The 13,787-nt window shown below is 34.9% G+C and carries 12 protein-coding genes and 1 pseudogene; 4 read left to right on the top strand and 9 right to left on the bottom strand.

What is annotated here, in order from left to right:
- Positions 1 to 11: 11 nt before the first annotated feature.
- The 7 genes from MHH98_RS15065 to MHH98_RS15095 all read right to left on the bottom strand — a co-directional run bounded on the left by MHH98_RS15065 (position 12) and on the right by MHH98_RS15095 (position 6,192).
- Positions 12 to 665: a class I SAM-dependent DNA methyltransferase gene (locus tag MHH98_RS15065; protein WP_076033953.1), complete on the bottom strand. Its 654-nt coding sequence runs from the start codon at positions 663 to 665 to the stop codon at positions 12 to 14.
- Positions 666 to 874: 209 nt separating this feature from the next.
- Positions 875 to 2,554, bottom strand: coding sequence for a formate--tetrahydrofolate ligase (locus MHH98_RS15070; protein ID WP_076033954.1), 1,680 nt, complete (start codon positions 2,552 to 2,554; stop codon positions 875 to 877).
- A gap of 394 nt (positions 2,555 to 2,948) precedes the next feature.
- Positions 2,949 to 3,341: a DoxX family protein gene (locus MHH98_RS15075; protein WP_038190382.1), complete on the bottom strand. Its 393-nt coding sequence runs from the start codon at positions 3,339 to 3,341 to the stop codon at positions 2,949 to 2,951.
- A gap of 464 nt (positions 3,342 to 3,805) precedes the next feature.
- Positions 3,806 to 4,012 (bottom strand): hypothetical protein, encoded by a 207-nt coding sequence (locus MHH98_RS15080; protein WP_246832098.1) that lies wholly within the window; start codon positions 4,010 to 4,012, stop codon positions 3,806 to 3,808.
- A 378-nt stretch (positions 4,013 to 4,390) separates the two neighbouring features.
- Positions 4,391 to 4,957, bottom strand: a complete 567-nt coding sequence (locus MHH98_RS15085; RefSeq protein ID WP_038190384.1) for a DUF4256 domain-containing protein — start codon at positions 4,955 to 4,957, stop codon at positions 4,391 to 4,393.
- Positions 4,958 to 5,107: 150 nt separating this feature from the next.
- Positions 5,108 to 5,281 (bottom strand): hypothetical protein, encoded by a 174-nt coding sequence (locus MHH98_RS15090; protein ID WP_235175775.1) that lies wholly within the window; start codon positions 5,279 to 5,281, stop codon positions 5,108 to 5,110.
- A gap of 62 nt (positions 5,282 to 5,343) precedes the next feature.
- Complete coding sequence (locus tag MHH98_RS15095) at positions 5,344 to 6,192, bottom strand: helix-turn-helix transcriptional regulator (protein WP_038190386.1); 849 nt, start codon at positions 6,190 to 6,192, stop codon at positions 5,344 to 5,346.
- A gap of 122 nt (positions 6,193 to 6,314) precedes the next feature.
- Here MHH98_RS15095 and fabF point away from each other — a divergent pair, with 122 nt between their 5' ends.
- Positions 6,315 to 7,550, top strand: coding sequence for a beta-ketoacyl-ACP synthase II (fabF, locus tag MHH98_RS15100; RefSeq protein ID WP_340713167.1), 1,236 nt, complete (start codon positions 6,315 to 6,317; stop codon positions 7,548 to 7,550).
- A pseudogene (locus MHH98_RS15105) lies at positions 7,535 to 8,136 on the top strand (IS3 family transposase); the annotation flags it as partial. The gene fabF and the pseudogene MHH98_RS15105, both read left to right, overlap by 16 nt.
- 904 nt (positions 8,137 to 9,040) lie before the next feature.
- Here MHH98_RS15105 and MHH98_RS15110 read toward each other — a convergent pair.
- Entirely contained in the window at positions 9,041 to 9,520 is a 480-nt protein-coding gene (locus MHH98_RS15110) for a CotG/ExsB N-terminal domain-containing protein (RefSeq protein ID WP_143690970.1), read from the bottom strand.
- Positions 9,521 to 9,747: 227 nt separating this feature from the next.
- Here MHH98_RS15110 and MHH98_RS15115 point away from each other — a divergent pair, with 227 nt between their 5' ends.
- Positions 9,748 to 10,839 (top strand): CotH kinase family protein, encoded by a 1,092-nt coding sequence (locus tag MHH98_RS15115; RefSeq protein WP_038190393.1) that lies wholly within the window; start codon positions 9,748 to 9,750, stop codon positions 10,837 to 10,839.
- Between the two features lie 538 nt (positions 10,840 to 11,377).
- On the top strand, positions 11,378 to 11,644 hold the full coding sequence (locus MHH98_RS15120) for a hypothetical protein (protein ID WP_038190398.1): 267 nt from the start codon (positions 11,378 to 11,380) through the stop codon (positions 11,642 to 11,644).
- Between the two features lie 904 nt (positions 11,645 to 12,548).
- Here the strand turns inward: MHH98_RS15120 and MHH98_RS15125 are convergent.
- Complete coding sequence (locus MHH98_RS15125; protein ID WP_038190401.1) at positions 12,549 to 13,424, bottom strand: DMT family transporter; 876 nt, start codon at positions 13,422 to 13,424, stop codon at positions 12,549 to 12,551.
- Positions 13,425 to 13,787: the final 363 nt, after the last annotated feature.

Below are 13,787 nucleotides of genomic sequence, written 5' to 3' on the forward strand. Positions count from 1 at the left end.
TTAAACACTATTTATAAATCATTTTTACTTGTCTTAATTGCTTCCATATACCAAACATAATCGTTTAATTGTTCAAACTTAACTTCAAAACTTGCTTGTTGAAACATTATTTCTAGTTTTGGAATTGTTGTATAATACTCACGTTCTAGATCATCAGCGACTTCATGAAAGCCACGAGCTCTCTCCTTAGTTATCATTGCTTGTTTATGCTCTTCAGTTGCAAATGCTGTATCTGCAAAAATTATTTTCCCCCCAGGTTGTAATAACTTGGAATAGGTTATTAAAGCTTCTAGTTTTTCCTCATCCGTTAAATGATGAAACACGTAGGTGCTTACAATTGAATCTATATGTTTAATTTCTATTTCGAAGTTTTGTAAATCACCGTTGATAAGCTGAACATTGGGACATCTTTTCCTCGTAATATCAAGCATAGTCTCATGTGGTTCAATGCCAATGACTTTTCTTCCAGCAGCCTCCAACTTAAGCGTCAAATTTCCTGTGCCCGTTCCAAATTCAATTACTGTACCTGTTGAAGCGTTTGCAACTTTATCTAATATACTTTCATATCCTTCGAAAACATCACGATATTCCTTATGCTGACCAGTTACTGATGCTTCATATGACTTCGCCCATTCATCGAAAAGATAAATAAACTCCCTCCCCATTCTTACAGCCCCCTACCTTTATTATTCTTATATAAATACTTGGTATTTAGTTTTAGTTTGACTTTTTAATAAGTCATAACACTTTTCTCCACTATATGACTCACTAAGCTTATTGGTGAAAACTTTTTTTAATGGAACACAAATAAAAAAGAGTTATCTAAAGTTGATTTTAAATCAAAAATTAGACAACTCTTCATTCAATTCAATACTTAAAATAGTCCAACAGCATTACCTTCTGCATCGACATCCATTTTCAATGCTGCTGGAGATTTTGGTAAACCAGGCATAGTCATAATATCTCCTGTTAAACAAACGAGGAACTTAGCACCTAGTTTAGGGATAATCTCTCTTACTGTTACTGTAAAGTTTTCTGGACGACCTAATAAGGTTGGTTGGTCAGATAAAGAATACTGTGTTTTTGCCATACAAATCGGTAGAGCATCCCAACCGAATTTTTCGATTTGTGCTATTTGTTTTAGTGCTTTATCTGTAAAGTGAACATCCATTCCCCCGTATACCTTTTGAACAATTGTGCGGACTTTTTCTTCAATTGGAGCTGAGACATCGTAAAGTGGAGTAAAGTTATTTTCTTCGTTAATAACAGATAGTACTCGTTTAGCTAATTCAATACCACCTTTACCGCCTTCTTCCCAGACATTCGTAAGGGCTATTTTCACATTATTTTCTCTACACCAATTTAAAATAGCAGAAAGCTCTTCTTCGGTATCTGTGATGAAGCGATTTAATGCGATGATAGGTTCAACACCGAAGTTACGAATTGTATCCACATGCTTAGCTAAATTTTCAATTCCATTAGTAATAGCTTCTACATTTTCTGCTTTCAATTCGGTTTTCAGTGCTCCTCCGTGCATTTTCAATGCGCGAGCTGTCGCAACAATTACAACCGTACTAGGTTTGAATCCACCTTGCATTGCTTTAATATTCATAAATTTCTCAGCACCTAAATCTGCGCCAAATCCCGCTTCCGTCACAACGATATCCGCTAACTTACGTGCTGTATTTGTTGCTGCTATCGAATTACATCCATGTGCAATATTAGCAAATGGACCACCATGAATAATAGCTGGGGTCCCTTCTATTGTTTGAACCAAATTAGGTTTAAACGCATCTCTTAACAATAGTGTTAGTGCACCCTCTACTCCTAAATCGCGAACAAACACTGGTTCACGCTGATATGTGTAACCAATGACAATATCAGAAATACGTTTTTTTAAATCTTGTAAATCTTTTGCTAAACAGAAGATAGCCATAATTTCTGAAGCTACAGTAATATCAAAGCCATCTTCTCGTGGTGTTCCTTGCACAGGACCACCTAAACCAATAACAATATTACGAAGTGCTCGATCATTCATATCTAAGCATCTTTTCCAAATAATACGTCGTGGGTCTATTTGCAACACGTTACCTTGCTGGATATGATTATCTATTAATGCAGCAAGGGCATTATTTGCAGTAGTGATTGCATGGATGTCCCCAGTGAAATGAAGATTGATATCATCCATTGGCAATACTTGAGCGTAGCCACCACCAGTTGCCCCGCCTTTCATACCCATAATCGGTCCTAGTGAAGGTTCTCGTAATGCAACGATGACTTTTTCATTTAGTTGGTTAAGTGCATCAGCAAGTCCTACGGTCACAGTTGATTTACCTTCGCCAGCAGGTGTAGGGCTGATCGCTGTTACGAGAACGACTTTTGCTGAAGATGTGGTATTGTTCAGTTTTAATGGATTGATTTTAGCTTTATAGTTTCCGTAAAGTTCCAGTGCTTCTTGTGGAATACCTGCTATTTCTGCAATCTCCGTAATAGGACGCATTGTAGCATTTTGTGAGATTTCTAAATCTGATAAAGGTTGAGTGGTTTTAGACACAGCAGATCCCTCTTTCGTTTATATTATTCATTTTCTAGTGTTGAAGGTAATGAGATGCAATCTTTATAATTTTCTATCTAATACTATTATAATGTACTTTCCCCAACAAAACATTTGCTTATTCGACAATCAATTGACAATTTTTATCTTATCATGTATAGTTCACCCATCATTTCATGTAACACATAATATAATTTGTGGTGTTTGGATATAATTTGATCACGCGTCAAACTTATCTTTACCGTAATATTTGCTAAAAAATATATTGTAATAATTCTAAGTACATTTATTTTCGGCACCACAATTGTTTAAGATAAAAACCCTAAAGTGTAAAACAAAAAGAGTGACGGCCATCATCGGCTATCACTCTTTATCATTTGAATACCTCATCTTATTATTTTTTAGATTTCAATAAAGCATCCACAGAAAGTTGTGTTGGTGTTGCAAAAACAAAGTACACTGACATTGCCAGTAAAGCTAACTCAAATTCATAGCCAGCGATACCATCAGCTCCTAACAAGCCTAAAGACCATTTTGCTGTCATGATGGCACCTAACATAATGAATGCAAATAATGCCCCGATAATTCTGCTACCTAGGCCCAATATCATGGCTACTCCCCCAACGAGTTCAACGATTGCAACAAAATATGCTATAAAGCCTGGAATACTTAAGCTATCAAAGTATCCGACTATATTTGAAATGCCTCCTTGGAATTTCATAAAACCATGGATGGCAAATAACCCGCCTAAAATCACTCGTAAAAAAACTTGTCCAATCTGTTGCATAATTTAAATCCTCCATATCTATTTTGCTTACTTTTCGTAACTTAGTATATTTTAATTATCTAGTTATGTCAAGTAAGTTTATAAATATTAAAAACATACTAACATTAGTAGAAGTGAAGGAAGGTCGCACAGCTTGTTTATCTTAATTAAGGCATCAAAATGCCATCACAAATTTCAAAGATAAAAACCCAAATAATACAAAAAGAGCGACGGCCATTGTTTATCATTTGGCTATCGCTCTTTATTATTTTCTACCCTAGTCGCATTTTACTTCGTCATTCACTTTATTGCATAAAGCCACTTTAGAGTAACGTAGTTCCTAATCATTTCCTCAAGTTTTAACAGTATACGCAATAAAATATTCGTCAATATCTTTTGTACCTTCCAATACCCTCATGCCTAATCTTCGGCTCATATCTTCCTTACAAAAAATGTATTATGTATTTATTTTGTTTTTTTACGACTTAATCATTTTTGAACTGCTTTTTTAAAAATGTAACAACTTTATTGTTCGTTAACGCCCAACCTACAAACGTTCCTACCAAGGCACCCATTATACTATAACGAAGTATAGAAACGATGTAATCGTAAACGGGTACATACTCTGTTGTATAACCACCGTCAAAATGAAAATTTACTTTGTAATCCACAAATAAGATTAATACAGCCAAGGTTATTAAAAATCCATTCAATAATACACGTTCATTTATAGTATTTCATTAACCTTCCCTGTTAGTTGAAGTACATTTCTTCACAAGCTTAACATTAATTTCAACATAAATATCCATAAAAAAATCACCTCAAAGAATAACTTAAGAGGTGATTTCTATCAAACTTTATTATAAACGATCAATCTTTTTTACAAAGCTACAGCTGTTCCAACATAGAAACAGAGTTAATCTACAAAATGTGTAGATTCTACTCTGTTTTTTGTTTTGATATTTGTAAATCGAATTTTTAACAAAAGTACACAGTAGTTGAAGAATAAAATTAAAGCCTTTCCCCAGGTTATCCATTCTCAAGTTCAATTATAGCTGTCTATGCAAAATTTACACTCTTAGCGAGCCACGGAAGCCCCTTGCAGCATAGTAGGATTCTGCTCCATTGTGGTACACAAAGACAGTATCGTAGCGATGATCACAAAAGATTGCCCCGCCGAGTTTTCTAATATTAGCAGGTGTTTGCACCCAGCTCGACGTTTTCATATCGAAATTTTCAAGTTTCTGCAGCTCTCGGTATTTTTCTTCCGTTAAAAGTTCAATACCCATGGCAGTTGCCATATCAATAGCGTTATTTTCTGGTTTGTGTTTTTTTCTTGACTCCAGTGCTTCACGGTCGTAACAAACACTTCTGCGACCTTTAGGACTTTCCGCTGAACAATCAGAAAAAATGTATTCGCCCGTCTTGTTATCATGGCCAACAACATCCGGTTCACCGCCAGTTTCTTCCATTTCATTAAGCGACCACAGTTTTTCTGTAGAAGCTTCGAGCTTTTCTTGTACTTTAGCCCATTCAAGACCTTTATGGCGTTTCATGTTTTTCTCAAAACGGGCTTTCAAAGTTCTGAGTAGTTCCTCACATTGTTCTAGTGACAAATCCTTATTTCTCGTTGTCATATTCGTTTCCCCCTTATTGTTTTTACTCATTATGGTTTAAGTACTAAACTACTGCGTTATATAAAAAGCGTCGTCTATGCAGTTCATTGACCTTAAACTAAAGCGCCCGTTAGTTTAAGTACATTCTTTCACAAACTTAACTTTTCTATTTTAACTGACTTTAATCCCGAATCCAATCCATCTCCCATCTATATCTTCAATTACAAATTCTTTATTATTGTAATCAGTATTATCTATTGAACGGACTATTTTGACATTGGCTTTGGTAAACTCTTCTTGAAGTTCTTCTTGATTTTTTGTGATAAAGTTAACTCTTTTTCCCAAGGAATAATCACTTCGTTCAGTAATGAGTATCATTTTGCTGTAGAAATGAAATTACTTTAGTATTATTCAGCGGAAACCCTCTTCATTAAACGCTTTAATTTATTTTCTGTTTCTGTTTCCTCTACTGGTGTATAGACACTGCACCGTAAATCCATATCACCTTGAACTTGAAGAGAAGTTAAATTAAACAACATTTTGCCTGCCTTTGCATGTCTGAATTCAATTATCATTTCTGGAGCCTTACTCACTTGACTTTCTTGCCATAAATCCTGGAATTCCGAATGTAAGTGATTCATTTCTTCAATAAATTGGTTGTACCATTCATCGCCTAAATAATGTCCATAATAGGTACGGAAAATAGCTAGAAAACCTTTCGCAAAATGTTCCCAATTGACGGCCAATGCTTTAAATTCTTTTCTAGTGAACACTAAACGAATCAAATTTCTTTGATTATTCGGTATTTGTTCAAAATCTAAAAAAACATGAGCAGCTGCAGGATTCCAACCCACAATATGGCAATGTCGGTCGGTAATGATAGTCGGACAATATGTTAATTCAGCTAATATTCGTTTTAAAGAAGGGCTAAGCTCTGATTGATTCTTTTTTAGGTTTGTAATTTCCGATTTTACTTCTAATGCCAAATCGTATAAGTAGTCTTTTTCATCAATACTTAATTGCAAAGCTGTAGAAATACAATCAAGTACGCTTGAAGAGACTTTAATATCTCTTCCTTGCTCTAGCCATGTATACCAAGTGGTACTTACACCTGCTAATTGTGCAACCTCTTCTCTTCGTAACCCAGGTGTCCTTCTCCGGGTTCCGGCAGGTAAACCAATAGACTCTGGCTTAATTTGGGCTCGCTTAGCTTTTAAGAATGTCGACAAAGCTAAAAGCCTAGTTTTATCATTCATTTTTAAAACTCCTCATCTTATCAATTTAACCTAGTATTCATTATACCAGGATAAACAATCACTTGTAATAGGATAATAAGGATGTAAAATACAAGTATATTATTGACTTGGAGGAATGAAAATTGGAAAGAGTTGTAATTACCGGTATGGGCGTTGTTTCTCCTATAGGAAACAACATCAAAACATTTTGGAACAATCTGATTAACGGGGAATCTGGTATATCCTCTATTAATACATTTGATGTTACTGATCATAAGACAAAAATTGCAGGTATCGTACAAGATTTTAATGCAGACGAAGTTTTAGGAAAGAAAGAAGCAATACGCTTAGATCGTTTTTCTCAATTTGCTTTGGTTGCAGCTGAACAAGCCTGGGCAGATTCTAAGTTAGACCTCGATCTTATAGATGTAGAAAGGCTAGGCGTATACGTAGGTTCAGGGATAGGAGGAATTGAAACCTTGATTGAAAATATTGATGCGCTTAGGCAGAAAGGGCCAAGAAGAGTCAGCCCAACTCTAGTACCTGCTATGATTTCTAATGCTGCAGCAGCACAAATTAGTATCAAGTGGAAAGCGATGGGCCCTTCTATGTCGCCTGTTTCTGCTTGTGCAATCGGAAATACAGCTATCGGAGAAGCCTTTAGACTAATTCGTTCTGGAGAAGTTGACGTTATGTTTGCGGGTGGAACAGAGGCAGCTATAACAGACTTATCAATAGCAAGCTTTGGTAATGCTACAGCATTATCAACAAGAAACGATGATCCCACTATAGCTAGTCGTCCATTTGATGAGAATCGAGATGGATTTGTCATGTCAGAAGGAGCTGGAATTCTAATCTTAGAATCTTTATCTCATGCTTTATGTAGAGAGGCAAAGATATATGCAGAAGTTATTGGATATGGTGCAAGTTCTGACGCACACCATATCGTGGCTACACATCCGGAAGGTAAAGGTGCCTATCTTGCAATGAGAACAGCTTTAAAAAATGCCAATATATCGCCTGAAGAAATTGATGTTATAAGTGCTCATGCAACAAGTACAAAAGTGGGGGACATCTCTGAAACGATGGCTATTAAGCAGTTGTTTGGAAAACAAGCTTATCAAATACCAGTTACAGCTAATAAATCTATGCTTGGTCATATGTTAGGGGCAGCTGGTGGAGTTGAAGCAATTGCTTTAGCGATAAGTTTAAAGGAAGGGATAGTTCCTCCAACAATTAACTTAGAAAACCCTGATCCATTATGTGATCTAGATTATGTAACATCTGTTGCTCGCCAAGTGAAAATAAATACGGGGCTTTCTAACTCATTTGGTTTCGGAGGTCATAATGCAGCTATTGTTTTAAAGAAATACGAGTGATTCATAAAGTCGTACAGCGTATTATGCAAAAATACGGTTGGCAATGTCGAGTGAAGGTGAAAAAACGGAAACAAACTGGACAACTCTACTATATCGCAGCTAATTTATTGAACCTTAAGGCAACTGTACCTTTACAAAAGCTCGTAACCGATATAACTTACTTGCCATTTGGTCAGATACAATTGTATCTTTCAAGTATTCAAGATTTATATAATAGAGAGATTATCGCCTATTCGATTGGTGATTGTCAGATACTGATTTCATTTTGAAGAATACCTTATCTCAACTAGATGCTTTGCCCGAAAGGTGTACCCTGCACAGTGACCAAGGTTTGGTTTACATATCTTATGGCTATCAACATGCTGTTAAAGGAAAAGGCATTATCATGTGCATGTCCTGTAAAGGTACGCCCGCTGATAATGCCCCCGTCGAATCGTTTCATTTTGCATTAAAGTCTGAAACATTCTACTTAGACAGTTTATTCTACGACGGCAATCGTAGAACAAACTGTCTAAAAGTCTATATAAAGTATTATAACTATATCCAAATTCAAACCAAACTTAACAACCAGTCTCCGGTACAATAAAGACAACTGGTTGGATAAATGCTTTTTTACCTCTGCCTTATATACGGGGGTCAGTCCCATAATATCCATAACAATTTAAAATTTAATTTTCTTCTTTTACTAAACTGCCGCGTTAGTTTAAGTGTAATAATTCACAATCTTAATATTTATTTCTTCTATATGCATACCTTCTTTAGTTTTATTTATTACAGGAATGCTGCCCCTTATTTCAGGAAGAATTTTCAACTACAATCGAAATCGTATACATTTTTAGTTTACATGACAACAGACATGGTAATGAATACTTGGTTCTAGATGCCAATTGGAGAGTAGTTGTATAGGTGGCGATTTGCGGAACATTCCAAAATCGTTCCATGCAAAAATCTCAAATATGGGTCTTAGTCTAAGCCTCTTCATTAATTAAACATATCCTTTACTATACCCTAAGAAGGGAGGTGAAAAGTGTTAAATCCAATGCACTTTATTGTAGGACATCAACTGTTTCACGTTTTTAGACCCCAATTTTTTCCTCGTTTTGAAAACGGAAGGTTTCCTAGTTTTGCCTAGATACAATGGAATAGGAGGATCCCGTGACGGTTCAAGCCGTTCAAGAAATCCTTTTTAAAATTTCTGGTTTGAACGAGAAAAGTGGATAGGCTACAGTGATTTAAACAATTCTGATAGATGCTATGTAATACACAACGATAACAATTCATCCAGAAGAATATACATAAATGAAAAGATCAGACTGAACCCACCCCCAGCTGACCATTCACTATTCTTTCAACCTTGGACTTCGATAGGAATAACACAGACAAAGTTAACTAGTATAAACTAGTTAACTTTATATACAGACGCACTCAATAGTCCATTGAATAACATTAAGTGACACACTCTTCAGATAGCGAAAAATCGCCTGAAGTTTTTAAAATAATAAGTCATTCCAAATGGAGTTACCGCTCTTGCGTCGTTGGTTTCGTGAAGTTCGACGTACCCTGCTCGTGCGTCGCTGTTTTCGTGAAGTTCGACGTACTCTGCTCGTGCGTCGCTGTTTTCGTGAAGTTCGACGTACCCTGCTCGTGCATCGTTGGTTTCGTGAAGTTCGACGTACCCTACTCGTGCATCGTTGGTTTCGTGAAGTTCGACGTACCCTGCTCGTGCGTCGTTGTTTTCGTGAAGTTCGACGTACTCTGCTCGTACGTCGCTGTTTTCGTGAAGTTCGACGTACTCTGCTCGTGCATCGTTGTTTTCGTGAAGTTCGACGTACCCTGCTCGTGCGTCGTTGTTTTCGTGAAGTTCGACGTACCCTGCTCGTGCGTCGCTGGTTACTAATAGGATCCTGGTACATGAAGTGACCTAACCCTGAGTTGTTAGCCATTTCTACTGCATTCTGTATAAGTGACATATTCAAACCTCCTTTCATCTTTATTAGAGAAAGAAGGTAGATTCCTTTAAAAAAAGAATCAAACCCATGCCTCTGCACTTTTCTTTCCCTAATCGTAATATATGAGGTTGTTCTAAAGATGTTAGAGACAATCGCATAGTTTACGAAATATAAACTCTATATCTTTTTGTGGAATCTTACATTTTCGTTTTATACGAATAATTTATAAAGGAAAGGAAAGAATTCGCGTGGATAATGGCATAATAATACCTGAATATCAGCTTTTTATTCATCCTTTAGATTTAAGTGAACTTAGGAAAGATATATGGTGTGACGATCCTATCTCTGCCAAGCTAACGATTAACAAAAGAAAGTATGATATTGATATCGCTTATCGTGGCTCCCATATCCGGGATTTTCGAAAGAAGTCGTATCACATTTCGTTTAATAAGCCAAGTACGTATAGAAATACCAAAGAAATTCATATCAACGCAGAATTTAAAGATCCTTCTCTATTAAGAAATAAACTATCGCTCGATTTTTTCAATGAAATAGGGTGCTTATCGCCAAAGTCCCAATTTGTAAATTTGAAATTGAATGGGAAAAATGAGGGGCTTTATTTGGAATTAGAATCAGTGGATGAGCATTTCCTTAAGAATCGACAACTACCGCAAGGACCAATATTCTATGCGGTTGATGGCGATGCTAACTTTTCGTTGATGAGTGATCTTGATAAAGATATAAAGAAATCACTTAAGGTTGGCTATGAACTAAAATATGGGACAGAACAAGATGAATTTCATTTGCAAAAAATGATTATTGAAATTAATACCATTTCAAAAGCTGAATTTGAAAATGAAATTATGAAATACCTCAATGTTAATCAGTATCTTAGCTGGTTGGCTGGCGTTGTTCTCACCCAAAATTTTGATGGTTTTGTTCATAATTACGCATTATACCAAAATAGCGAAACTAGGCTATTCGAAGTCATCCCGTGGGATTACGATGCAACTTGGGGAAGGGATGTAAACGGGAAAGTGATGGAGGAAGACTATTTACGAATCGAAGGATTTAATACGCTTACCGCAAGAATACTAGACGTAAAAACATTTCGACGTCAATACAAAAACTTGCTAGAAGTTATTTTAAACAACCAATTTAATGTAGACTATTTGAAACCGAAAATACAAGGTATGCATGATTTAATAAGACCTTATATTCAAAAAGATCCTTATAAAAAAGACGATATCCATTTATTTGATAAGGAACCAGAGTATATATTGAATTTTATTGAAGCACGGGCGAAATATATAAGAGGGAAATTATATTCATTAAATTAAGTTGTTGCATCATCTTACAAAACCCTCTTTCCATGTGGTAAAGGGGTTACTGTCGCTTGAATTAGCACACAATTATCTGTACTGTATATAGTAAATTCGTTTAATTGGTGTTCTTCTTAAGTTGTCTTTTTATTTTAGTTATAGTTCATCAGCTAAGCGAGTTACACGGAGATTATCCCGTATAATAGTGAAGTCATTTAAGCTCCTTTCTTCAACTAAACTGCCCCGTTAGTTGAAGAAAAAAAGAGCTGTCTTAACAGCTCAAAGATCTTTTACTAAAGCACCTCGTTAGTTAAAGTATGATTCTCTACAAATTCTTAAACACTCGTAATAAATAGTGGATTACCTTATATAATAATTACCTCAAAGTGTTCAGTAAGTCTTTGTACAGAAGCGTCTGTATACACTACTCTTTTTTATTTGAACTTAATTATAAACAAAATTATTTTTTTCAACGCCCTCACCTTTATTAAGAAAGATACATATGATGCAGTTAAGACAATTCACTTTTTTACAATGATGGTAAGGGGGATAAAAAATGAATGAAAATAAAAATAATTTAAAACAATCCTCTGACTCACAAGATATTCAGATTGCTAGACTTGCATTTATTGGGGCCTCTATTTCTACATTAGGTGATGGTTTACAAGCTGTTGCTGCTGGTCTTGCACTAGAAGCTTTAGAAAAATCAAGTAATCAAGGTTCTCAAAATTCGGATGAACAATCAAAACAGTTAGACAACATGCAACAGCAGATAGACTATATAATATATGAGTTAAAACAATTCAAAAGGAAGATGAAATAAAAATATTTTCCAATGCTATATCGAAGGCATTTGGCTAATCAAAACTACTTTTACATCATACTTTATAGTGTGAAGTAATTTAACTTTACTACCCACCTTTTTTGGTACATAGGTCCCTTTCTATTTGTAAGTGGCCTTTTTCCTTTCCTCTCTCTACTTTCACCTCTCTTACTGCACAATATCTTTTAAATATTCATTCAATATAGTGATGAAATATAAAATTCCACTTTGTATATCTGTTTAAAATAACTTAATATTCCTTCTTATTCAACTAACCTGCCCCGTTAATTTAAATATATTTCTTCACAATCTTTATAGCGATATCTATATAAATAACCCATAAAAAATCAAACTTTTTCACATAACTACAACCGCAAATATATAAACGAAAATATAAGCTAAGCAACATACTGAAGAAAAAATACCGCTATCCTATACGCTAAGGATTTACCGAGATTTTGTGTATTAGGGACACTACCTGCAAAGCTGTCCCTAGAGGCAAAGTAGAAGCAATTCTTTTTGATCTATTGCTTCGTAAACAATATTGAAAAATGGAATAGTAATGATAGCATTGTTTTCAATTATGTTGAGATTCGCTGTAACAAACTCTATCACTTTAAATTGACTGGTTGTTGTTGTGTAAGTTCTTATCGAACTAGAGCACCCGTTAGTTGAATAAGAACGGTTAAACTTTTTCATATCTACCCAATTTCTTGATGGATTTAGGAACTGGACTATATGTTATAGATTTCACTTTAAAAACGCACATCTTGTTTCCCCCTAATTCCACTTATTAGGAGTCTCGTCAGATTTATGCGGATTTACAATGTCTATTAAAAGCTTCCCCAATCTCGCTTTGGGAAGCTTGGCTTTGTGCTGTTTGATAAAAATAGAACTGAAAATTCTAAGGTTCACGGGTTACTTTTTTTGCCAATGCAATATAAGCCCCTAACATTGCTAGTATTATTCCTATAATCAGATTAATAGAAAGAGTTGATTCTCCCATCATAACGCTTGCAAAGCCTCCAATTGCTGGGAACATTGCGACCATATAACTACTTTCAGCAGCACCCATATTTTTAATCAAATATAAATAAAATAACCACGCTACAAATGAAGCTAAAATAGCTAAATAGAGTAATCCAATCCAATAATTTAAAGAACTTGGTAAACTAATGTCTTTTCCACTTACTAACGTTATCAGTGTTATTAAAATAATTGCTGAAAACATTCCAATGGTGTTAGCTGTAATCGGCTCAATTTGCTTTTTATTATTATAATAAGACAAGGTATCACCAACTGACGTGATAACCGTTCCAACGAAAGCCAAAATAATTCCTAAAATAAAGTTTGAAGAAATAGTATGAATATCTGAATATAAAATAATGATTACGCTTAGTAAGCCTAGCGAACCTCCTAGGTATATTTTACGTTCTAGTTTTGTTTTAAAAACGATGCTTAGAAAAATGGGTGTGATAATAGCTTTTAAAGAAAAGATTAACGTTACTAAAGCAGCCGTACTATAAATCGTACCGTAGTACAGTAATAAATAACTTATTGCAAAGTTACAGACGCCGAAGCCAATAACTGTTAAAAAGTTAACATTTGCTTTTAGAATCTTTATTTTCTTTATCTTCAACAATATGTAGAAAAGAACAAATGCAATAATTGATCTGTATAATAATGAGGCTTCTAACGGAACTTCTGTTCCTTGAATTTTAACGGCTATAAAATTCAATCCCCATATAAGCATACATGCTATGTACATAAAATAATTCAAGTAAACCATTTCCTTTTTATATAAGAATCGTATTCTAAAAATCTCAATAAACCCTGTATAACCATTACATAATATTCCATATTATAATATAGAATGTAGCGATACGAAATTATTTTAAATATAACAAAAATTAAGCTGTGTATTAGCAATCTTTTGATTCGTTTCAGTCCTCAACTTGAATTTTTACATTTTCCCATTCACTCCATAAAACTCACAAACCAAATCGCCTTAGACTTTATAGGTTTAAAATCCGAATCGCATTATGTGTCAAATGCGACATAAAAACTCACATTACCTTCTCCAAATAAACTGCCCCTTTAGTTGAATAAAAAAAGAGCTGTATGAACAGCTCAACGATTTTTA

Origin of the sequence: Viridibacillus sp. FSL H8-0110 (assembly GCF_038003565.1) — a bacterium.
Classification (GTDB): Bacteria; Bacillota; Bacilli; order Bacillales_A; family Planococcaceae; genus Viridibacillus; species Viridibacillus arenosi.

Bases quoted from the DNA above. Each gene is read 5' to 3' on its own strand.
- MHH98_RS15120 (WP_038190398.1), top strand. From the start codon at position 11,378: ATGAATGAAAATAAAAATAATTTAAAACAATCCTCTGACTCACAAGAT.
- MHH98_RS15085 (WP_038190384.1), bottom strand. From the start codon at position 4,957: ATGACAACGAGAAATAAGGATTTGTCACTAGAACAATGTGAGGAACTA.
- MHH98_RS15095 (WP_038190386.1), bottom strand. From the start codon at position 6,192: ATGAATGATAAAACTAGGCTTTTAGCTTTGTCGACATTCTTAAAAGCT.
- MHH98_RS15110 (WP_143690970.1), bottom strand. From the start codon at position 9,520: ATGTCACTTATACAGAATGCAGTAGAAATGGCTAACAACTCAGGGTTA.
- MHH98_RS15065 (WP_076033953.1), bottom strand. From the start codon at position 665: ATGGGGAGGGAGTTTATTTATCTTTTCGATGAATGGGCGAAGTCATAT.
- MHH98_RS15075 (WP_038190382.1), bottom strand. From the start codon at position 3,341: ATGCAACAGATTGGACAAGTTTTTTTACGAGTGATTTTAGGCGGGTTA.